Source organism: Staphylococcus simulans (assembly GCF_003043455.1).
GTDB classification, from domain to species: domain Bacteria; phylum Bacillota; class Bacilli; order Staphylococcales; family Staphylococcaceae; genus Staphylococcus; species Staphylococcus simulans_A.
The window spans coordinates 1-23038 of sequence record NZ_PZGG01000031.1 but is presented as its reverse complement, the minus strand read 5'-3'; the positions used below and the strand labels follow the sequence as shown (position 1 = coordinate 23038).

General features: G+C 35.2%; 20 protein-coding genes and 1 riboswitch. Of the genes, 15 read left to right on the top strand and 5 right to left on the bottom strand.

Annotated elements, in window-relative coordinates; translation table 11 throughout:
* Window positions 1–108 precede the first annotated feature (108 nt).
* From mprF to BU038_RS06980, 3 genes are all read left to right on the top strand, one after another.
* Window positions 109–2634 (top strand): bifunctional lysylphosphatidylglycerol flippase/synthetase MprF, encoded by a 2526-nt coding sequence (mprF, locus tag BU038_RS06990; protein WP_107605423.1) that lies wholly within the window; start codon window positions 109–111, stop codon window positions 2632–2634.
* Between the two features lie 199 nt (window positions 2635–2833).
* Window positions 2834–2931: riboswitch (SAM riboswitch) on the top strand.
* 59 nt (window positions 2932–2990) lie between these two features.
* On the top strand, window positions 2991–4271 hold the full coding sequence (locus BU038_RS06985; RefSeq protein ID WP_107605422.1) for an O-acetylhomoserine aminocarboxypropyltransferase/cysteine synthase family protein: 1281 nt from the start codon (window positions 2991–2993) through the stop codon (window positions 4269–4271).
* A 1-nt stretch (window position 4272) separates the two neighbouring features.
* Window positions 4273–5187 carry a homoserine O-acetyltransferase/O-succinyltransferase family protein gene (locus BU038_RS06980; protein WP_107605421.1) on the top strand — a complete coding sequence of 305 codons (915 nt, stop codon included), beginning with the start codon at window positions 4273–4275 and terminating at the stop codon, window positions 5185–5187.
* Window positions 5188–5253: 66 nt separating this feature from the next.
* Here BU038_RS06980 and msrA read toward each other — a convergent pair whose 3' ends face one another.
* On the bottom strand, window positions 5254–5772 hold the full coding sequence (gene msrA, locus BU038_RS06975) for a peptide-methionine (S)-S-oxide reductase MsrA (RefSeq protein ID WP_107605420.1): 519 nt from the start codon (window positions 5770–5772) through the stop codon (window positions 5254–5256).
* 140 nt (window positions 5773–5912) lie between these two features.
* On the opposite strand from msrA, the gene BU038_RS06970 reads away from it, so the two are divergent.
* Entirely contained in the window at window positions 5913–6929 is a 1017-nt protein-coding gene (locus tag BU038_RS06970; protein ID WP_107605419.1) for an LCP family protein, read from the top strand.
* A 314-nt stretch (window positions 6930–7243) separates the two neighbouring features.
* Here BU038_RS06970 and BU038_RS06965 read toward each other — a convergent pair whose 3' ends face one another.
* Complete coding sequence (locus BU038_RS06965; protein WP_002480877.1) at window positions 7244–7429, bottom strand: 2-hydroxymuconate tautomerase; 186 nt, start codon at window positions 7427–7429, stop codon at window positions 7244–7246.
* 159 nt (window positions 7430–7588) lie between these two features.
* Here BU038_RS06965 and BU038_RS06960 point away from each other — a divergent pair, with 159 nt between their 5' ends.
* Entirely contained in the window at window positions 7589–8851 is a 1263-nt protein-coding gene (locus BU038_RS06960) for a Y-family DNA polymerase (RefSeq protein ID WP_107605418.1), read from the top strand.
* Between the two features lie 53 nt (window positions 8852–8904).
* On the opposite strand, the gene BU038_RS06955 is transcribed toward BU038_RS06960, so the two are convergent.
* Window positions 8905–9999 (bottom strand): prephenate dehydrogenase, encoded by a 1095-nt coding sequence (locus BU038_RS06955; RefSeq protein WP_107605417.1) that lies wholly within the window; start codon window positions 9997–9999, stop codon window positions 8905–8907.
* A 138-nt stretch (window positions 10000–10137) separates the two neighbouring features.
* Between BU038_RS06955 and BU038_RS06950 the strand changes: the two genes are divergently transcribed.
* The 10 genes from BU038_RS06950 (at window position 10138) to BU038_RS06905 (ending at window position 20930) form a co-directional block, all read left to right on the top strand.
* On the top strand, window positions 10138–11178 hold the full coding sequence (locus BU038_RS06950; protein ID WP_107605416.1) for a M42 family metallopeptidase: 1041 nt from the start codon (window positions 10138–10140) through the stop codon (window positions 11176–11178).
* 546 nt (window positions 11179–11724) lie between these two features.
* A complete protein-coding gene (locus BU038_RS06945; protein WP_107605415.1) occupies window positions 11725–13134 on the top strand; it encodes an anthranilate synthase component I in 1410 nt (469 codons plus the stop codon).
* The gene (locus BU038_RS06940) at window positions 13131–13754 is read left to right on the top strand and encodes an anthranilate synthase component II (RefSeq protein ID WP_107605414.1); all 624 of its coding nucleotides are present in this window, start codon (window positions 13131–13133) and stop codon (window positions 13752–13754) included. Before BU038_RS06945 ends, BU038_RS06940 begins: the two co-directional genes overlap by 4 nt.
* Window positions 13699–14715 carry an anthranilate phosphoribosyltransferase gene (gene trpD / locus BU038_RS06935; RefSeq protein WP_107605413.1) on the top strand — a complete coding sequence of 339 codons (1017 nt, stop codon included), beginning with the start codon at window positions 13699–13701 and terminating at the stop codon, window positions 14713–14715. Before BU038_RS06940 ends, trpD begins: the two co-directional genes overlap by 56 nt.
* Window positions 14699–15478, top strand: coding sequence for an indole-3-glycerol phosphate synthase TrpC (gene trpC, locus BU038_RS06930; protein WP_107605412.1), 780 nt, complete (start codon window positions 14699–14701; stop codon window positions 15476–15478). The genes trpD and trpC overlap by 17 nt, the downstream gene beginning before the upstream one ends.
* A gap of 1 nt (window position 15479) precedes the next feature.
* Window positions 15480–16139, top strand: coding sequence for a phosphoribosylanthranilate isomerase (locus BU038_RS06925; protein WP_107605411.1), 660 nt, complete (start codon window positions 15480–15482; stop codon window positions 16137–16139).
* Complete coding sequence (gene trpB / locus BU038_RS06920; RefSeq protein WP_107605410.1) at window positions 16105–17334, top strand: tryptophan synthase subunit beta; 1230 nt, start codon at window positions 16105–16107, stop codon at window positions 17332–17334. The genes BU038_RS06925 and trpB overlap by 35 nt, the downstream gene beginning before the upstream one ends.
* A complete protein-coding gene (trpA, locus tag BU038_RS06915; protein ID WP_107605409.1) occupies window positions 17327–18079 on the top strand; it encodes a tryptophan synthase subunit alpha in 753 nt (250 codons plus the stop codon). Before trpB ends, trpA begins: the two co-directional genes overlap by 8 nt.
* A 308-nt stretch (window positions 18080–18387) precedes the next feature.
* Window positions 18388–19644 carry an aminoacyltransferase gene (locus BU038_RS06910; RefSeq protein ID WP_107605408.1) on the top strand — a complete coding sequence of 419 codons (1257 nt, stop codon included), beginning with the start codon at window positions 18388–18390 and terminating at the stop codon, window positions 19642–19644.
* A gap of 26 nt (window positions 19645–19670) precedes the next feature.
* Window positions 19671–20930, top strand: a complete 1260-nt coding sequence (locus tag BU038_RS06905) for an aminoacyltransferase (RefSeq protein WP_107605407.1) — start codon at window positions 19671–19673, stop codon at window positions 20928–20930.
* 89 nt (window positions 20931–21019) lie between these two features.
* On the opposite strand, the gene BU038_RS06900 is transcribed toward BU038_RS06905, so the two are convergent.
* Window positions 21020–21541, bottom strand: a complete 522-nt coding sequence (locus BU038_RS06900) for an HdeD family acid-resistance protein (RefSeq protein ID WP_107605406.1) — start codon at window positions 21539–21541, stop codon at window positions 21020–21022.
* A gap of 278 nt (window positions 21542–21819) precedes the next feature.
* Window positions 21820–22329 (bottom strand): hypothetical protein, encoded by a 510-nt coding sequence (locus BU038_RS06895; protein WP_107605405.1) that lies wholly within the window; start codon window positions 22327–22329, stop codon window positions 21820–21822.
* Between the last annotated feature and the right edge of the window lie 709 nt (window positions 22330–23038).

Here is a 23038-nt window from a genome sequence, read left to right as displayed (position 1 = left end):
ATGTCTTATTTTTTTGGTGCTTTGATATACAGTTATGTGGTAACATTTTGGTATATTATAAATCATTTCATGAATCGTATGAAATGGTGTTAGGAATTGAGGGAAACAATGTCAAAACAATTAAAAGGTCGATTAATCACCGGTGCGAAAATTGTGTTTGCGACTGTTCTTTTTATCTTAGTTGTGACGACTTTATATAAAGAACTCTCAACCATGAACTTTAAAAAATTATTTGTACTGTTTGAAAAATTAAATCGTGTAGAATTAACGAGTCTGTTAGTCGCTGGAGGTTTATCTATACTATTGTTAAGCCTGTATGATGTGACGATGGTACGGACTTTAAAATTAAAAATGTCTCTATTTAAAGTTTTGCGCGTCAGCTATATTATCAATGCGCTGAATTCTATTATTGGATTCGGGGGATTTATAGGTGCAGGTGCACGTTTATCGGTCTATAAACCTTATGTGAAAGATACGAAAACGTTATTGCATTATATTTCATTGGTTTTACTATCTATGCTGACTGGCTTAAGCATGTTGTCAATATTAGTCGTAACACATGTCTTTAATGCGAAACACTTATTGAATGATTATCCAGTCGTACATGTCCTGTTATATGTCGTCGCATGTTTCTTACCTGTTTTCATTTTTATAACGATGAGAAAACCAGTTGAAAAATCTCATCGTTATACAGGTGTTTACTTAACGCTTGTGTCAGGTGTTGAATGGTTAGCCGCAAGTTTTGTACTCTATTTTGCTTTGCGTATTGTAAACTTGGATGTTTCATTTACATCGTTTGTCGGTATCTTTATCATTGCGGCGATTGCGGGGTTAATCAGTTTTATTCCTGGAGGTTTTGGTGCGTTTGATGTCGTAATTTTAGTCGGCTTAAAACACTTGAATTTACCAGAAGAAAAAATTGTTTTAGCGTTGATGTTATATCGTTTTGCGTATTACATCATACCAGTCGTTATTGCGTTGATTTTATCGATGTTTGAATTCGGTACTTCAGCTAAACGTTATATTGAACAATCGAAATACTATACACCAGCTAAAGAAGTGACTTCATTTTTATTTTCTTATCAGAAATCTATCACTTCAAAAATTCCATCACTTTCATTAGCGTTGCTCGTGATGTTTACAAGCTTAGTCTTTATCTTAAACAATGTCAGCATCATTTATGAAGGCTTATATGATCCGAATCACATGTTTTACTATATTGTAGTGACGATTCATACCAGCGCATGTTTAATTCTGATGTTGAATGTACGCGGTATCTTTAAACAAAGCCGTAGAGCAATATTATTTGCGATGGTTTCTATCGTATTGATTTTTGTGATTACAGTGTATACGAATACATCATTTTTATTAATTACATGGCTGCTTGTGGTATTCGGCTTATTAATTTATGCGTTTATGAAATCACAAGTACTAAAACGCCCGATTCGTTTACGCCATATTATAGCTATGTTGATAATCAGTGTTATCATGTTGACACTTAATCACTATATGATTGTCTTTGTGTTAGACGCGGTAGATGCTTTTCAAATTGAAGTCGATAACTCAATGTTACGTTATTATCTATGGTTGACGATTCTTGCGGTCATTATCATCGTGACGTTTATTGTCTGGTTATTTGAAAATGCGTATCGTAAAGATTATCCACCTAATGATATAGAACAGTGTGAAGTGATTATCGAAAAATTCGGCGGCAACTATTTAAGTCATTTGCTTCATAGTGGAGATAAAACCGTTTATATGGATGAGTCGAAAGAAGCGTTTGTGATGTATCGCTTTAAACATAATTGTATTGTGGTATTAGGTGATCCGATTGGAAATCCTAAACGTTTCAATGATTTATTTGAATCGCTATATCATTATGCTAGAGATCTTGGTTATGAAGTGATTTTCTATCAAGCGACAAATCGTTATATGCCGTTGTATCATGATTTTGGAAATCAGTTCTTTAAGCTGGGGGAAGAAGCGGTAATTGATTTAACGACGTTCACCACTTCTGGTAAAAAACGCAGAGGTTTCAGAGCAACGTTAAATAAACTAGAAGATCAAAATGTTCATTTTGAGATTATAGAACCGCCTTATACAGAAGCTTTCCTTAAAGAGTTAGAAGATATTAGTGATCAATGGTTAGACGGAAAAAATGAAATGCATTTCTCAGTCGGCCGCTTCACACATGATTATCTATCGAAAGCACCGATTGGGATTCTTAAAGAAGAAAATGGACGTGTCATCGCATTCTGTAGTTTAATGCCGACGTATTATCATGATTCCATTTCAGTAGACTTAATTCGTTGGTTGCCAGATGTGGACTTACCGTTAATGGACGCGCTTTATCTGCATATGTTGTTATGGAGCCAAGAAAAAGGCTACAAAGCATTTAACATGGGTATGGCAACATTATCAAATGTCGGCCAAAATGAATACTCATATTGGAACGAACGTGTCGCAGGCAAAATCTTTGATAACTTTAATACGTTATATCGTTTCAGCGGTTTAAGACGTTATAAAGATAAATTCAAACCAGAATGGGAACCACGCTATTTAGTTTATTCAAGACACAGTTCTTTATGGCAAAGTATGATTAAAGTATTGTTGGTGATTCGTTCTAAACACTAGCAGAACATTTCAATATACCAAGATAAATATAAAGATCGAGACGAAAAAAGTCTCGGTCTTATTTTTTTATCTCTTACGATTAAGCGGATGTAAACTTTGTTATCTAAATATTTTATTTTCACTCAAAATTCAGAAAACTAAGAAAAGTCTATTGACATTGTCTGAATTTCAGTCTATACTCTGAATAAATTAATAAAAAAACTTATCAAGAATGGTGGAGGGACTGGCCCTACGATACCAGGCAACCTATTTAAGTTAGGTGCTAATTCCAGCAGGTGAAGACCTGAAAGATAAGCCCGTAGCGAGTCTATCTTTTTCAGGTAGGCTCGTTTTTTACATTTAAGGAGGAAATGAACATGACAAATGATTTTAAATTCGAAACGTTACAATTACACGCAGGACAAGAGGTAGATGAGGCTTCGCATTCGAGAGCAGTACCGATTTATCAAACAACATCTTTTACATTTGATGATACACAACATGCGGCGAACTTATTCGGCTTAAAAGAATTAGGTAATATTTACTCACGTTTAACAAACCCGACAGTTGCGGTATTTGAAACACGTGTCGCAGAACTTGAAGGCGGTGTCGCTGGGGTTGCGGTAGCTTCAGGTATGGCTGCTATTACTTATGCGATTCAAACCGTTGCAGATGCTGGTGATCACATTGTTGCAAGCTCAACGTTATATGGCGGTACTCATACTTTATTTGCGCATACATTACCTAAATTCGGTATCGATGTTTCAATCGTAGACAGCAAAAACTTTGATGAAGTTAAAAATGCGATTAAAGATAATACAAAAGCACTTTATATCGAAACAATCGGTAACCCAGAAGGTAATGTCGAAGATATTGAAAAATTAGCAGAAATTGCACACGAAGCAGGTATACCATTAATTGTTGATAATACATTCGCTTCTCCATACTTAATTCAACCGATTAAATACGGTGCAAACATTGTGGTACATTCAGCAACTAAATTTATTGGCGGCCACGGTACTTCTATGGGTGGTGTTGTCGTTGACGGCGGTAACTTCGATTGGACACAAAATAATAAATTCCCAAGCTTAACAGAACCTGATCCATCTTATCACGATTTAGTGTTCACTGAAGCATTCGGACCAGCTGCTTTAGCATTTAAAGTCAGAACAACATTATTACGTGATACAGGTGCAGCACTTTCTCCATTTAATGCTTTCTTATTACTACAAGGTTTAGAAACATTATCTTTACGTGTTGAACGTCATGTTGAAAACGCAGAAAAAGTTGCGAAATTCTTAGAAAACCACGACAAAGTTGCATGGGTTAAATATGCAGGTTTACCATCAAGCGAATATTATGATTTAAAAGAAAAATATTTACCTAAAGGTGCAAGCTCTATTTTCACTTTCGGTGTCAAAGGCGGTTATGACGCAGGTATTAAATTTATCGAATCTTTAGAACTCTTCTCTTTACTTGCGAATGTGGGCGATGCGAAATCATTAGTAATTCATCCGGCTTCTACAACACACGCACAATTGAACGAAGAAGATCAATTGAAAGCAGGTATTACACCTGAAACAATCCGAGTGTCTATCGGTCTTGAACATATTGATGATATTATCGCTGACTTAGAAAAAGGATTAGACGCGATTTAAGATGTTGTTTATTGATAGCGTTCCGATTCTGCCTGTACTCAAAACAGAGCAAATCGAATTTAAAGAGAAGCGTATACCTGAAGGTTTGAATTTATTGATTGTTAATTTGATGCCGGTGAAACAAGATGCTGAAAGACAGTTACTGAGACTGCTTGGTTTGACGAGCCACGCAATTAATGTTGACTTTATCTATCCGGTTACTCACAAATCACAGTCTGCTTCTTATAATCATGCAGAACAGTATTATAAAACATTTGAAGCTGTCAAACATCGCCATTATGATGGCATGATTATGACAGGGGCACCTGTAGAACATCTTGATTTCTCTGAAGTTTATTATATTGAGGAGTTAAGAAAGATTTTTGATTGGTCGAATACACATGTGAAACAACGTTTGTTTATTTGTTGGGGTGCGCAATTTGCTTTGAATTATCGCTATGGTATTCATAAGCGAATGTTTAAAAAGAAACTCACTGGAATTTATCGCTATCATATTTTACAAGCACATCCTGCGTTATTTAATATACCAGAATACATTATTCCACAATCCAGAGGTTCATATATGGATCCAGGAGAAGTCATGGAAGAAGAAGATTTAAATGTGATTACGTATAGTCCGTATACGGGTATAGACTTTATCTCTAATCGTGATCAAACGGATTTATTTATCGGCGGTCATTTTGAATATGAGAATGATACGCTGTTAAATGAATTCAAACGCGATAGTGATAAATCTAAAGAAACCGCAGTTAAACCTAAAAATTACTTCAGAGGGGATTCTCTAGACTTGTTGCCAGCGCATTGGATTTCTTATGCGCAGCAATTATTCCAAAACTGGACGGATATGATGGATGCGTCGCGTTGGTCAAAGACAGACCCATCAGCAGATTCATTTCTAAAACAAAATAAAGCATAGAAAAAATGCGCAAGTGTTTCATCAATGAGTATGATGAGCTTGCGCATTTTATATATGGTTATACACTTATGATTCTTTTCTTTGCTGTTTGATAGCTTCACGTTGTGCTTGTTCTTCTTGGTAACGCTCTGGGTTCTTTTTATAGAAATCTTGATGATATGCTTCTGCTTCATAGAATTGTGAAACAGGCAGAACCTTCGTCGCAACCGCTTTATCTTTGTTGATGGTTGATTTTAATGACTCAATATATTGTTCTGCGGTTTCTTGTTGGTCTTCATTAGTATAGAATATAGCTGTACGGTACTGTGTGCCGCGATCTTGATATTGACCTTCAGCGTCGGTAGGATCGATGACTGAAAAGAAAATCTCAAGTAGTTTATTGTATGAAATTAAGGCAACGTCATACTCTATTTTAACGGTTTCTAAATGACCGGTTTGACCTGTTTTAACTTGTTCATACGTAGGGTTGTCAACAGTGCCTCCCATGTAACCGGATGTGACTGTTTCAACACCATCATAGGTATCAAAAGGCTTAGTCATACACCAAAAGCATCCTCCGGCAAAATAAGCTGTATTGATATTCATTCAATCTATCCTTTCTTTTTATGGGACCTTAGTACCATTTGCTTAGAAAATACTTGATTTTTAAAAGAAAATTATATAACTTTAGTATGTATTAATTATATTACATAGGCTGTTAATTTTGAAGTGTAAGGTTGGTTAAAATGACAAATGAAACGAATAATGACAATTATAAACGAAGTAGTGGCGAACAACCGCTGAAAAAACGCACCAAGAAACGCATGCGCAAATTGCCGTTTGTGATTTTAGGTATCTTAATTTTATTTATTATTATGGTTGTATATGCGGTGTCTGGGTATAGAAGCGGTATTAATTATGCGAAAAAACATAATCCGAATATGAAAGTAGAGAAATTTAATGGTCCTGTTAAAAATGACGGGAAGATTTCTATTTTACTTTTAGGAGCAGATAAATCAGATGGCGGTAAATCCAGAACAGACTCTATCATGGTAGCACAATATGACTATATTCATAAAAAAATGAAAGTCGTTTCTGTGATGCGTGATACATACGCAAAAATCCCTGGGTATAGAGACTATAAAATTAATGCAGCGTATTCATTAGGCGGTGCTGAGCTCTTAAGAAAAGCTTTAGTTGAAAACTATGGCATTAATCCTGAGTACTACGCAGTCGTGGATTTCGAAGGCTTTGAGAAAATGGTTGATGAATTAGCGCCGAATGGTGTACCGATTGATGTAGAGAAAGACATGTCAGAGTTGATTGGTGTATCACTCAAAAAAGGACAGCATAACTTAAACGGTAAAGAGTTACTAGGCTATGCACGTTTCCGTCACGACGCTGAAGGTGATTTTGGACGTGTCAGACGCCAACAACAAGTGATTCAAGCGTTGAAACAAGAAATGACTAAGCCAGGTGCGATCTTCAAATTACCTAAAGTGGCAGGTATTTTACGTGGTTATCTGAATACAGATATTCCAGACTCTGCGTTAATTCAAACGGGTATGAACTTCGGTATCCGCGGTGATAAAGATGTTAAAACATTAACGGTTCCGATAAAAGGAACATATCAAGATATTCAAACACCTGAAAGCGGCAGTGCATTAGAAGTAGACAAGCCTGCGAATAAAAAAGCAATACAAGACTTTTTAAATGACAACAGCAACGATAGCAGCAATAAGAAAAAAGAAGGACAAAATTAACAGCTCAGTACTTTGGTTCATATTGATGGAATGCATGGATTAAGTAGAAAGCAGTCGGCATATAGATGTCGGCTGTTTTTTTATGTCTAACGTGATGTGTATCATGTATGGATACGAGTATAGTGTATAGAAGTGTAAAAGAAAGAAGTTGGTAATTGGGTTGATTAAAGGGTTAGTGAGAAGAGAAAGGTGTTAGTGTGGAGGAGAAGGAATAGGAAAGATTAAAAGGTAAATAGAAAAAGAAACGATGGAAAGGAAAAAAAGAAGTGAGAAGCGGTTATTGTTAATGTTTCATTGCTTCTCACCTTTTTAAATTATTGGTCTGATTTTCTAACGCCGCCGACACCGTAATGTGTTGGCTTCATTTCTTCTAATACTACACTGATAGCGTTACGATCAGCATTTGTAGTTTTTTCTACCGCATCTGTTACTTCTTTAACTAATGCTTTTAATTGTTCGTCTGTACGACCTTCGATTAATTTAATGTTTACTAATGGCATGAGAACGCCTCCCTTGTTTGATGTAAGTTTATTATACCACTAATGTATCGAAGAGATTAGGAATATAATAATTTTTAAAACAGAACATTTGTTCTCTTTGGTATTGAATAAGAACAAATGTTCGTATATACTAAAAGTATCAGAAGCGGGGGTGTTACAATGTATGATTATCACTTATTAGAGGATAGAGATATTTTATGTATTGACCAAAAAAGTTTCTTTGCGAGTGTATCGTGTATCTCAAAAGGCTTAGATCCTTTAAAAACAAAGCTTGCGGTAGTGGCTGATACGAAACGTCAAGGCTCCGTTGTATTAGCAGCGACACCGCCATTAAAAGCTATTGGTATCACTACAGGTTCAAGGTTATTTGAAATTCCGCACCGTAATGATATTTATATTATTAATCCCAGTATGCGCAAATATTTGGATGTTTCGATTATGATTTCTAAAATTGCTTTGCAGTATGTGCCGCCTGAAGATTTACATCAATACAGTATTGATGAATTCTTTATGGACGTAACAGATAGTTATCATCGCTTCAGCAGTACTGTTCATTCATTTTGTATTAAATTGATGAAAGAAATTTACGAACAAACCCAGATATATTGTACTGTCGGTATTGGTTCAAATATGTTGTTGAGTAAATTAGCAATGGATATTGAAGCAAAACATAATGACAATCGTATTGCTGAATGGCGTTATCAAAATGTACCGGATAAATTATGGAACATCCAGCCATTGCATAAGTTTTGGGGGATTAATACACGCACAGAAAAGAAATTGAATAAACGTGGGATATTTACGATTGGTGATTTAGCGCATTATCCTTATCAATATTTAAAACGTGATTTCGGGATTAAAGGAATTGATATGCATTTGCATGCCCATGGAATAGACCAAAGTAAAATACGAGAGAAACATAAAATTACTAATCCATCGATTTGTAAGAGTCAGATATTAATGCATGATTATACGTATGAAGATGCGAAAGTTGTGATGCAAGAGTTAATTGAGGATGTAGGGATGAGAGTCAGATTGCGTAAAATGCGTGCACGTACGATTCACTTTTCTTTCGGCTATAAGGATGGTGGAGGTGTACATAAACAGTTCACCTTGGACGAACCGACAAATTTAGAAAAAGAAATTTGGAAAGGTGTCGAAAAGTGGGCGGATCAACTATGTGAAAAAGAGTTGCTTTATCGTACACTCAGTGTGTCGTTGACGCAATTTGTGCCTGAAGGGATTCAACAATTAAATTTATTTGTAGATGAGTATGAAAGAAAACGAAGTGAAGCTTTAGCCAAAGCGATTGATCAACTACAAGAAAAATATGGTAAAGGTATTGTTTCAAAAGCTATCTCTTATACCGATGCTGGAACGAAATATGGACGCTTAGGACTTATGGCAGGCCATAAAATGTAGAGAAAGCACCCTATAAAGCTTTATGTGTGCTTTATAGGGCGCTTTGTAACGAATTATAAGCTATACGTATCGAACTCATCCAAGGCTTTAATACCAAGTTCACGATCTTCAGGTGTTTTAAAACTAATACGCAAAGCACCATAGATATCTTCTCTGACTTCCACAATATTAATGTTACTTATAGAAATATTATGTAAACTTAGGATAGATGTAACTTTGCTGATCATACCAGGTTCGTCAGGGATGTCGACATACAATTCGTAAGAACTAGACACAGCACCAGGTTTTTTCGCTGGTAACTGATTGCGGTATTCACGTGCTTGTTCGAAAAATTGATAAATACCATCGTTATCATCGTTTTTGATTTGTGATGCAAGTAGGGCGAGTTGTGTCTGCCATTCTTCGATGCCAGCTAAAATATAAGCTTTGTTCTCGTGCATAATGTCGCTCCACATTTCAGGACTGCTGCTGGCAATACGTGTGATATCTCGGAAACCACCAGCTGCTAATTGTTTGATTAAAGGTGAATCTTGATCGTGATTTAAACTTAAATTTACTAAAGATGCCGCTGCTATATGAGGAATGTGACTGACAATACTTGTGACGAAATCATGTTCTTCAGGTGAAGTGGCGATGACTTTTGCGCGTGTGGCTTGGAGTAACTGCTTAATTTCTTCTGAAGCTGCATCATTGTCTTTTTCTGAATGCACCAGCATGTAATAAGCATTTTCAAATAAATTCTTTTTAGCGTTCAAGATGCCTGATTTGTGGCTGCCGGCCATTGGATGTCCTCCGATCAAGTGTATATTCTTTGCGAGTAATTGTTTTTCAAAGGCTTGAATTGTACCTTTAGTACTTCCGGTATCTGTGATAATGACACCGGGTTTAGTAGACAAGTCTGTAAGAGTCTTTAAATATTGAACGGTTTGTTGGACAGGTGTTGCATAAATGATAATATCTGCTTTTGCTACTGCTGCTTGATAATCTAATGCTTTTTCATCAATAATTCCAATCGATACGGCTTTATCAAGTTGACTAGGATTAGAATCATAGGCGATGATGTTGACGTCATCATGAAAGTACTTGAAATTAGTAGCTAAACTGCCTCCGATTAAACCTAAACCAACAAATAGAATATTTTTAGTCAAAAGACTCACCTCTGTCTAAATTTTCAGAATAGCGATATTATAGTGTATATTTTCAAATGGTGCAAGACCTTTCACTTATCTATTTCAATTTCTATTTAGAAAATTAATCGGTACAATAAGAGTAAGGAGGGGTCTTTTATGTCAAAAAATATTTTTGAAACTATTAAAACATTAACAGAAATTCCAAGCCCGTCAGGTGATGCATATCAAGCGATAGACTATGTACAATCTTTTGCGGAGGATTTAGGGTATCCGACATATGTCACAAACAAAGGTGCGTTAATGATTACAGTTAAAGGCGATAATGACGTGGATCATCGTTGTATTACTGCACACGTTGATACGTTAGGCGCAATGGTCAAAGAAATTAAAGAAGATGGCCGCTTAGGTATTGAACTCATTGGTGGTTATGCATTTAACGCAATTGAAGGTGAATACTGTACAATTCATACAGATTCAGGTAAAAATTATACGGGTACAATTTGTTTACATGAAACTTCAGTTCATGTCTATAAAGACAACCATACTATTCCACGTGATAAGGAACATATGGAAATCAGAATTGATGCGGTGACACACAATGAAGAAGATACACGTCAACTAGGTATTGAAGTAGGGGACTTTGTAAGTTTAGATCCTAGAACAATTATTACAGAGAATGACTTTATTAAATCTCGTCATTTAGACGACAAAGCAAGTGTTGCGATGATTATGGATTTCTTAGAAGACTATAGCAACAATGATAAAACATTGCCTTATACGACACACTTCTTTATTTCAAATAATGAAGAAATCGGTTATGGTGCGAATGCATCAATTCCAGGAAAAGTGAATGAATACATCGCATTTGATATGGGTGCACTAGGTGATGGTCAAACTTCAGATGAATATACTGTTTCGATTTGTGCTAAAGATGCATCAGGACCTTATCATAAAAAATTAAGACAACACCTTACACAATTAGCGAAAGAAAATAATATTCCATACAAAGTTGATATTTATCCTTACTATGGATCAGATGCTTCAGCAGCGTTACGTGCAGGTGCAGATATTAAACACGGCTTATTCGGTGCAGGGATTGAATCTTCACATGCATTAGAGCGTACGCATCTTGATTCCATCAAAGCAACACAACGTTTACTTGAAGCTTATCTCTATTCAGAAATGGTTGAAGATTAATTCGAAATAGTTAGAATTTTTGAATTTATGTGTTGACATCTCAAAAAAGAGCGTGTATTATTCAAAGTACATTGCAAACGACGTTAGAAGTAAACGTAGCTTATATGTTTTGTAGCACACAGAAAACTGATGGTTGATGTAAATCAGTACAGCATATAATGTGAATTGGGCTTTTAATGTGCAAGACAAACAATTTGAATAATAATGAATAAGAACATGAAAATGTTGAACTAAGGTGGCACCACGGTAACGCGTCCTTATCGGAATAGCGTTATTGTGGTGTTTTTATATTGAGTTAAAAAGAAAAAGAGAAATACAGTGAAGAGACAAGATGAAGTAGTTAAGCAGTTAGAGTAAATTCAGAAAGTTAGTGGTTGATGCAAACTAACCTCGCTGCCTAATGAATTGGGTTTTGTTGGAAGCTGACAATTCAATTATGTATGAGTGAGTCATCAAACTGATGGCTAATAAAGGTGGTACCGCGCCAAAAGCGTCCTTGTTGCAACAAACAAGGACGCTTTTTATTATGGGAGGAGAATTAACACAATGGATGTAGTATACAAGAGATTAAATGCTGATATTACCCCTGAAGCATTAGCACAATTAGCAGAGCGAAAAATTATATTAGAAAGTGCAAGTCAAAATAAAACGAAAGGTCGTTATTCAGTCGTGGCCTTTGATATTTATGGCGAAGTGATATTGACTGAAGATCAACTTACAATCAAAACACCAGAACAAACTATCACAGAAACGAACCAACCGTATCAAAAACTAAAAGATTATGTACAAAACTATTACGCAGAGATTGAAGAAGATTTATTAAAGGACTTGCCCTTTATTTCAGGCTTTATCGGATCATGCAGCTTTGATTTAGTCAGACATGAATTTCCAGTACTGAAGAAAAGACAAGTTGCTGATAAACCAAATCAAACAGATGTTCATTTATATATGATTGAAAATGTTTATGTATTTGATCACTATAAAGAATACTTGTATGTGATATCTACAAATTTATTCTCAAATGAACCACCTGAAGCCATTGAACAAAGAGTGAATCAACAAATAGATGCATTACAAAATATTAAATTGTATCAGCCGGATACTTCTTTTGTGCCAAGTCAAAAAGATATAATTCCGAATATTCCGTATAATCAATTTATTCAAAATATTTCGAAATTTAAACAGTTGATTACAGAAGGAGATATGTTCCAAGTTGTACCTTCTAGAATTTATCGTTATAAACACGAGTTCGGTAATAAATTACATGCTTTATCTTATCAATTGTATCGTAAGCTGAAACGTCAAAATCCGAGTCCATATATGTATTACTTAAACATCGATGAACCAATCATCGTCGGCAGTTCACCTGAAAGCTTCGTCAAAGTTAAAGGTAATGAAGTGGTCACAAACCCAATTGCCGGAACGATTAAAAGAGGACAAACACCTGAAGAAGATGAAGCTAATGCACAACAATTGTTAAGTGATGAAAAAGAATTAAGTGAACATCGTATGTTAGTAGATTTAGGAAGAAATGATATACATCGTGTCAGCAAAACAGGGACTTCTAAAATTGAACGTTTAATGGAAATTGAAAAATATGAACATGTGATGCATATCGTGAGTGTCGTAACTGGTCAGCTGAATGAAAAAATGTCTCCAATGGATATTATCGCAAGTTTGTTACCGACTGGTACGGTATCAGGCGCACCTAAATTAAGAGCAATTGAACGTATTTATGAAGCACATCCGTATAAACGTGGCGTATACAGCGGCGGTGTCGGTTATATCAACTGCAACCACGATTTAGATTTCGCTTTAGCGATTCGCACGATGTTAATCGATGACACATATGTAGATGTAGAAGCAGGGTGTGGTGTTGTGTATGACTCAATACCAGAAAAAGAACTGGAAGAAACAAAACTTAAAGCGAAAAGCTTACTGGAGGTTACACCATGATTTTAATCGTAGATAATTATGACTCATTTACTTATAACTTAGTGAATATAGTGGCAGGTTACACAGAAGTCGTGGTGAAATACCCAGATGATCCTACAGTGTTTGACCTACAACCCGATGCGGTGATTATTTCACCAGGACCTGGTCATCCTGAAGATACAGATGATTTAAATCGTATTATTAAGCATTTTGAAGAGCTGCTGATATTAGGTATCTGCTTAGGCGCACAAGCACTAACATGTTACTACAAAGGACGTGTCATTCAAGGTGCCAGCGTCTTACATGGCAAAATTGATACGATGCATCAATTAAAACCAACAGCTTTGTATGAAGGATTACCTGAAGCTTTTAAAATCATGCGTTACCATTCGCTAATCAGCGATCCAAAAACATTCCCAGAATCACTAGTTGTTACGGGAGAAACAACGGATTGTATTCAATCCTTCGAACATCAAGATAAACCTCATTATGGTATTCAGTATCATCCAGAATCTTTTGCGACAGAACATGGAACTGAAATTATTCATAACTTTATTAAACTCGTTGAGAAAGGGGCTAGCAGCCATGACACTTATTCAAAAAATCCAAACACAATCGAACTTAACGCAGCAAGACATTAATACATTTATCCAAACGTTAATTAATCCGGATATTGATAATGAGACAAAAGCAGAACTGTTACGTGATTATACTGCTCGCCCATTAAATCAAACAGAAGTCACTTATTTAGTAGCAGCGATGATTCAAACGATGTATCCAGTACAACCTGTTTATCCTGGTGCTATGTGTGTTTGTGGCACAGGCGGGGATAAATCTAACAGTTTCAACATTTCAACAACCGCTTCCTTCGTCGTCGCTGCAGCAGGTGTCAATGTACTTAAACACGGCAACCGTAGTATTACATCCGCTTCAGGCAGCAGTGACTTACTTAATAAAATGGGTATCGCAAGCTCACAAGTCGCTGATGTTGAAACAAGAATGCAAGAAACAGGTTTAGCTTTCTTGAATGCGACAGATACGTATCCAGTTATGAAATATATTCAACCGATTCGCAAAATGTTGGAAGGTCCGACTATCTTTAATATCTTAGGACCCATGATTCATCCATTTAAATTAGAGTACCAAGTCGTAGGTGTTTATAATCCAGAGTTCGTGAAACCGATGGCTGAAACACTTTATGACTTAGGTCGAAAACGTGCCATCGTGTTACATGGCGCAAACGGCATGGACGAAGCGACATTATCTGGTGAAAACATTATTTATGAAGTAAACCAAGACACAGGTATTACATCTTATCATTTAAATGCAGAAGATGTAGGTTTAACACCAGCAAGTAATGAAACATTAAAAGGCGGCACACCTGCAGAAAACTTAGAAATTACACTAAATATTTTAACGGGCAAAGATCATTCAAGTAAACGTGATGTGGTGGTATTAAATGCTGGTATCGCATTATATGTCGCAGAAAAAGCAGATTCGATTCAAGAAGGTGTGACATTAGCACAACAATTAATCGATGAAGGTAAAGCTTTAGCTCAATATAAAAAAACAGGAGGGCAAGTTTATGACTATATTGGATGACATTGTTGAATATAAGAAGTCGTTATTAGAAGAAGGGTATTACGATCGTTTATTACGCAATCTTCCGGTAACAAATGTTAAATATAAAAAGAAATTAAGTGAACGCTTAAAAGAACGCAGTCATTTATCAGTCATTGCAGAAATCAAATCTAAAAGCCCTTCGGTTAAGAAATTACCTGAGCGTGATTTAACGCAACAAGTCAAAGATTACGAAGCATATGGTGCACAAGCGATTTCAATTTTGACAGATGAATATTATTTCGGCGGCAGTTATGAACGCTTAAATAAACTTACACAAGAAACGTCATTACCCGTATTGTGTAAAGATTTTATGATAGAACCGATTCAAATTGATGTGGCATATCGTGCAGGGGCATCCATCATTTTACTCATCGTTAATATTTTAGATGACCAACAAATGCATGAACTTTATCAATATGCGAAGTCTTTAGATTTAGATGTGCTAGTAGAGGTACACAGCAAGCAAGAATTAGCAAGAGCGTATCAACTAGCGCCAGATATTATTGGGGTAAACAATCGTGATTTAACGCGTTTTGTGACTGATGTCGAACATACTAATGAAATACTCGAAAATAAAAAAGACGGATACTACTATATCTCAGAAAGTGGCATTCATACAGAAGAAGATGTCGAAAAAATAGTAGGCTCAGGTATAGATGGCATTTTAGTGGGGGAATCATTAATGAAATGCGATGATTTATCTCAATTTCTTCCAAGCTTACAGCTGGAAAAGGAGCAATAAGATGTTCTTAAAATATTGCGGATTTCAATCAGAAGACGATGTGACTCGAGCCATAGAGAATGATATAGATGCGATGGGATTTATTCACTATCCAAAAAGCAAACGACATCAAAGTATTGAAGAAATCGCACAATTAACCAAACTTATACCTGATACGATTCATAAAGTTGCAGTAGTCGTTAATCCGACACAAGAAATCGTTACGAAACTTATTGAAGAAACAAATATTGATACGATTCAATTTCACGGACATGAAGATGTTGCACTATTACGATGGTGCAACTCACAATATCCTGATATTCAAATATATAAAGCACTCCCAGCAAGTTCTGAATTAGTAGAAGCAATCGAAACCTATCGAAACGAAGTTGATTTATTCATTATCGATACACCTTCTATCCATTACGGCGGTACAGGTCAATCATTTGATTGGCAACTGTTGAAACAACTTTCAGATATTCCATATTTAGTTGCAGGCGGTATGGATTTAGAGAAGATTCAACAATTTGAACAACTCGATATTCAAACAACAGGATTCGACATCGCAAGTGGCATTGAAGTAGAAGGTCGAAAAGATCCACGAGCAATGAAACAAATTTCAAATTATATTAAGGAGAGAGATAAAAATGACGAACGAAACAACACAACCCATTCAAACTGAAGTAGATGAACTCGGATTCTTTGGTAATTACGGAGGACGTTATGTCCCAGAAACATTAATGCCAGCAATCCAAGAATTAAGACAAGCTTATGATGAAGCTAAAAATGATCCTGAATTCCAAAAAGAATTAGATTATTATTTAAAAGACTATGTAGGCCGTGAAACACCTTTAACTTATGCGAAATCTTATACAGAAGAATTGGGCGGCGCAAAAATTTATTTAAAACGTGAAGACTTAAACCATACAGGTGCACATAAAATTAACAATGCATTAGGGCAAGCCTTACTAGCTAAACGTATGGGCAAACGTAAATTAGTGGCTGAAACAGGCGCAGGTCAACATGGTGTAGCCAGTGCAACGGTAGCAGCACTCTTTGATATGGAGCTTGTGGTCTTCATGGGTGAAGAAGATATTCAACGTCAAGCACTGAACGTATTCAGAATGGAATTATTAGGCGCTAAAGTAGTATCTGTAACAGATGGTCAAGGTACATTATCCGATGCGGTAAACAAGGCGTTACAATATTGGGTCAGCCACGTTGACGATACACACTATTTATTAGGTTCAGCATTAGGACCAGATCCGTTCCCAACAATGGTTCGTGATTTTCAAAGTGTCATCGGCAATGAAATTAAATCACAAATTTTAGAAAAAGAAGGACGTTTACCTGACGCTGTTGTTGCATGTGTCGGCGGCGGTTCTAACTCAATTGGTACGTTCTATCCGTTTGTACAAGATCAAGATGTAAAATTATATGGTGTAGAAGCAGCAGGTGAAGGCGAAGATACTGAGAAACATGCCCTAGCAATTGGTAAAGGCTCTGTAGGTGTCTTACATGGTACAAAAATGTATTTATTACAAGATGACAACGGTCAAATTGGTTTAGCACATTCGATTTCAGCTGGTTTAGATTATCCAGGTATTGGACCTGAACATAGTTACTACCATGATATTGGTCGTGCTGAGTATCCAAGTGCATCTGATGAAGAAGCAATGGAAGCATTAATCAGATTTACGAAAGCAGAAGGTATTATCCCCGCAATTGAAAGTGCGCATGCTTTAAGTTATGTAGAAAAATTAGCACCGACAATGGATAAAGATGAAATTATTGTTGTTACTGTTTCAGGCCGAGGAGATAAAGACATGGATACAATTCGTAAATATACACAAGAACGAGGTGAAGGTCATGAGTAAACTATTTATTCCTTATATTATGGGTAACAAAAAATTTATTGATAATTTAAAAGTCTTACAAGAAGAAGGGGCAGATATTGTTGAAATCGGCCTCCCATTCTCAGACCCAGTCGCAGATGGTCCGACAATCATGGAAGCAGGTAGTCAAGCCATTAAAGAAGGCATGAGTGCACGAGTGATTTTAGATGAACTGAAAGCACATAAAGATGAATTACAAGGTTCTAAATATGTCTTAATGACTTACTATAACGTAATTTTACATTATGGAGAAGCAGCATTTTTAGAAGATTGTGAAGCAGCAGGTGTGTATGGTCTGATTATTCCAGATTTACCATTTGAGCTAGCAGAACAACTCAAAGCGCGTTTCCCTGAACGTAAAGTCAATATTATCTCATTAATCGCTATGACCGCTTCAAACGAACGCATTGAACACATCGCAGCACATGCTGAAGGTTTTATCTATACCGTAACAATGAATGCGACAACAGGAGACAACGGTGCATTTCATCCAGAATTACAACAGAAAATTGCTTTGATTCAAGAAAAAGCAACAGTTCCTGTCGTAGCAGGATTCGGTATTAGAACACCAGAACAAGTTGCAGAAGTAACACGCTTTGCAGACGGTGCGGTCATTGGTAGTGAAATCGTTAAACGTTTCGCAAATGATGAAGAATCAACTACAAGAGACTACTTACAAAGTATTCGTAAAGCTTTAGATGAAAGTAAAACAGCTGCACAATCATAAAATGTTCTCAACAATCAGGGTCTGTCTCAGACTCTGATTTTTATTGTAGAATTAGTGGTTTTGATAACGGTTTGACACGTGTGCGTGTTATGATAGATAAGCAAGGCTATGATACGGTTTACTGATGAAAGACCAACCAGAATAGTTGTAAGAAGTTAAATTCTTGCTTAACATACATAATAAAACAACAGAAATGAAAGGTTTCAATTTTAGTTTTTGTTTTGGGTATTGTATAATAATGAAGATTGAAAATTGATACCAATAAGGAATTAAAAGATAGAGAATATGAATTAGGAGTTATTGAAATTATGAAGTTTACCAATTTAACTACAGCTGAATTTGGAGAATTTACAGATAAAATGCCATATAGCCATTTCACACAAATGGTAGGTAACTATGAATTGAAAGTTGCAGAAGGTACAGAAACACACCTTGTCGGCGTTAAAGACAATGACGATAATGTCATTGCAGCATGTTTGCTTACAGCTGTACCCGTGATGAAATTTTTTAAATATTTCTATTCAAACCGTGGACCGGTGATTGATTATGATAATAAAGAATTGGTGCATTACTTCTTTAGAGAATTAAAGGCATACGTTAAACAATACAATGCATTGTATTTAAGAGTCGATCCATATTTACCATACCAGTACCGCAATCATGATGGAGAGATTACGGGTAATGCAGGAAATGATTGGCTATTTGATAAAATGGAACAACTAGGTTATATCCATCAAGGCTTTACAACGGGCTTTGATCCAATTATTCAAATCCGCTTCCATTCTGTATTAGATTTAAAAGATAAAACACCACAAGATGTTTTAAAAGGTATGGATAGTTTACGTAAACGTAATACGAAAAAAGTAAAACGAAATGGTGTAAAAGTACGCTTCTTAGGTGAAGATGAAATGCATATTTTCCGTAAATTTATGGAAGATACTGCAGAAGCGAAAGACTTTGATGATCGTGAAGATGATTTCTACTATCATAGACTAAAACACTATAAAGACCGTGTATTAGTACCGATGGCTTACATTGATTTCGAAGAGTATATCAATGAATTGAATGCGGAACAAAAGAATTTAGAAAAAGAAATCAACAAAGCCGAAAAAGACTTGAACAAAAATCCTGAGAACCAAAAAGCTGCACGCAAAAAAGAAAATCTTGAACAACAATTAGAAGCACATCATCAAAAAGTTGCTGAAGCGCGTGACTTACAACAAAAACATGGTAATGAGTTACCGATTTCAGCTGGATTCTTTATTATTAATCCATTTGAAGTGGTTTATTATGCAGGTGGTACTGCGAATGAATACCGTCACTTTGCTGGAAGTTACGCAGTACAATGGGAAATGATCAACTATGCGATTAATCATGGTATTGATCGTTATAACTTCTATGGTATTAGCGGCCACTTTACTGAAGATGCTGAAGATGCAGGCGTTGTGAAGTTCAAAAAAGGATTTAATGCAGATGTAATCGAATATGTTGGAGACTTTATTGCACCGATTAATAAGCCGATGTATAAACTATATACGACGCTTAAGAAAATCAAAGATAGATAAACATAAGGTAGAAGGGAAATAAAGAAATGAAATTTACAGAGTTGACAGTTAAAGAATATGACAATTTTGTGCAGAATCCATCGCTTGAAAGCCACTATTTTCAAACGAAAGAAAATATCGGCACAAGAGAAGCAGACGGTTTTGAAGTTGTATTATTAGGAATAAAAGACACCGACAACCGTGTGATTGCAGCAAGTTTATTCTCTAAAATTCCTACAATGGGAAGTTATGTTTATTATTCAAACCGTGGTCCAGTGATGGACTATAGCGATTTAGGTCTTGTAGAATTTTATTTACGTGAGTTAGAGAAATACTTGCGTCAGCATAATTGCTTATATGTTAAATTAGATCCATATTGGATTTACCAAATTTATGATAAAGACGTGAACCCATTCCCAAGCCGTGAACAAAATGATGCACTTGTGAACTTATTTAAATCACATGGTTATCATCACCATGGCTTCACAACAAAATACGACACTTCAAGTCAAGTGCGTTGGATGGGTGTATTGGATCTTAAAGATGAAACACCAGCTTCTCTTAAAAAACAATTTGATAGCCAACGTAAACGTAACATCAATAAGGCGATTAATTACGGCGTAAAAGTTCGTTTCTTAGGTGAAGACGAACTTGATAAATTCTTCAAATTATACCGTGAAACTGAGGAACGTGCTGGTTTCGTTTCAAAAACAGATGAGTACTTCAAAAACTTTATTGAGCACTATGGTGACAAAGTATTAATTCCATTAGCGTATATTGATTTAGATGAATACATCACAACACTACAAGACTCATTAAATGATAAAGAAGGCCGTCGTGATCAAATGATGGCGAAAGAAAATAAATCTGATAAACAATTGAAGAAAATCTCAGAGTTGGATAAACAAATTGAACATGACCAAAAAGAATTGCTGAAAGCGAGCGAATTACGTCAAACAGACGGTTCTATTTTAGATTTAGCTGCAGGCGTTTACTTCGCAAATGCTTATGAAGTGAATTACTTCTCTGGTGGTTCTTCAGGGAAATATAATCAATACATGGGACCATACATGATGCATTGGTTCATGATTAACTATTGTTTCGAACATGGTTATGATCGTTATAATTTCTATGGTTTATCAGGAGATTTCACTGAAAACAGTGAGGACTATGGTGTATACCGCTTCAAACGCGGCTTCAATGTACAAGTTGAAGAATTAATCGGAGACTTCTATAAACCAATTCAAAAAGTGAAGTATTGGATATTCAATACGTTAAATAATATTCGTCAAAAAGTGAAAAAATAATAAGTCATTTTTTAAAGAACTACTTAACTGAATTAAAAAACGTGCTTTCCTCATCGATTTTGAAGAAAGCACGTTTTTTTGTGATTTAATTAGTGTGCAAATGCGTCAAATACATAATTTAATCCGATCAATAGGAAAGTGAAACCTACAAAGAATGCGATTAAAAAAGCACCTATTAATGGGTTAAACAATAAAATGATACCTGCGATAATACCAATAATATTAACGAGTAATGAGAAAAAGTGATATAGCTTATTCGTACGTTCTACAGGTGTTACTGTAAAGACACCTAATGCAGATGAAAAAATGAACCGGAATGCAAGCATATATATAATTGCAACTTGACCTACATTAGTAAAGACAATAAGTAAAATACCGAAAATAATATTAAGAATACCAAGTATCATTAACCAGCCGCTAGAAACACCTACAAAAGCTTTTGTTAAACGTCTGAAGAATAATTCAGCTATACCATTAAAAATGAAGAAAATCCCGAATAACCAAGTGATGACTGTTAAGTTTTCGACAGGGAAGCTCACGCTTAAAATTCCAATCAATGCGAATAATAAGCCGATGATTAAACTTGACCATCTAATATGACTAGTTGACAAATTTTAACACCTCTTTCATAAAATATATACATTAGTATATACCCTTTAACGAAAAATTACATGTTAAAAAATTCATAAATAGTAAAAATAAGATGATAATCAACAAAAGAAGTAAATTGTATAATGAAATGGTGTTTTAAGCAAAGTTAAATTAAATATCTCTTGCTTAATAAAGGAAAAAAATTCTCTATTATAGAAAAATACATAAAGAAATCAGTCACAAAAAGGCATTAACAGGGGATTAATTGACTTAAAACAAGTCTCAATATACAAAACTATTAGATAAAGTATGTCAATACACCAAGAACGACTAAAATCATGCTGATCATAGTTGTGATAAGCCATTTGAATTGAGTATTTGAAGTTTTTTGAAATTCATCAAACTTAGTTTCAAGTTTACCGATTCTACCATCGAAATTAGTTTCAAGTTTACATAGTTTATCATCGAACGTATTAAATTTATCATCAAATTTTTCATCCAGTGTATTAAAGCGCTCATCGATCTTTTTATCCAACGTGTTAAAGCGTTCATCAATCTTTTTATCTAACGTGCTAAAGCGTTCATCGATCTTTTTATCCAACGTAGTAAAACGTTCATCGATTTTAGTATCGAGTGATTGATGAATAGTATTTACTTTTGTGTCTAATGCGTCAATTTTTCCATTTAAGTTCACAAATTGACTGTCAATACGTTTTTCAAATTGAAGAAATTCATTGCGAGTAACAAAAATGGCAAACAAATCGTTATAGTTTTGAGGGAGTGGTACGAGGGCGTGTTGTGAATTCATGATGATTCATCCTTTCGCATAAATGGAGTATAAGTTGTAAGATGAGGTGGTTGAAACTACCTATGACAATATTATATTTCGTTATTATAAAAGTGTAAAGAGAAATATAAGGCTAATTAACTGGAATTCGTTAATTTTCTAGCAACAGTCATTTAGCGATAAATCGCTAAAAATCAAGAACTTTAGTTGATTGGAAAGCTAAAATACTGAAAAAGATAGAATTAAATATATTTATGTTATGTAAACTAATAAGTGTTATTATATTTAAGTTCATTGCATATAAGGATTGTTGTATTATAATCAACTATTGATGTTCTTATAACCATTTATTGATTATATATTATGTGAAATCAAAAATATGTATGCTGAGAGAGCCTCTGTATTGCATCGAGAATTGACTTTACGGATGAATATACAGGTGACGTTAAGTGGTTTTAATCAAAAGAATATGACTAATGATGGTTAAATCATAATGATACGAAACTAATAAAGGTGTATCGTAAGAACATAAATAAGGCATTTATCATAAAATGAGATGCTGAGAGACGCTCTGAGTTGCAATAAGAATCAGATATGATGGATAAATACCAATGACGATTCATAGGAATTACTGATAATAAATTATGATTATGTTGATATGGTATTTGAACTTAGATCAGCAGTTTTAATAAATTAAAATGAAGATTCGAAGATTTATATAATCCATGGT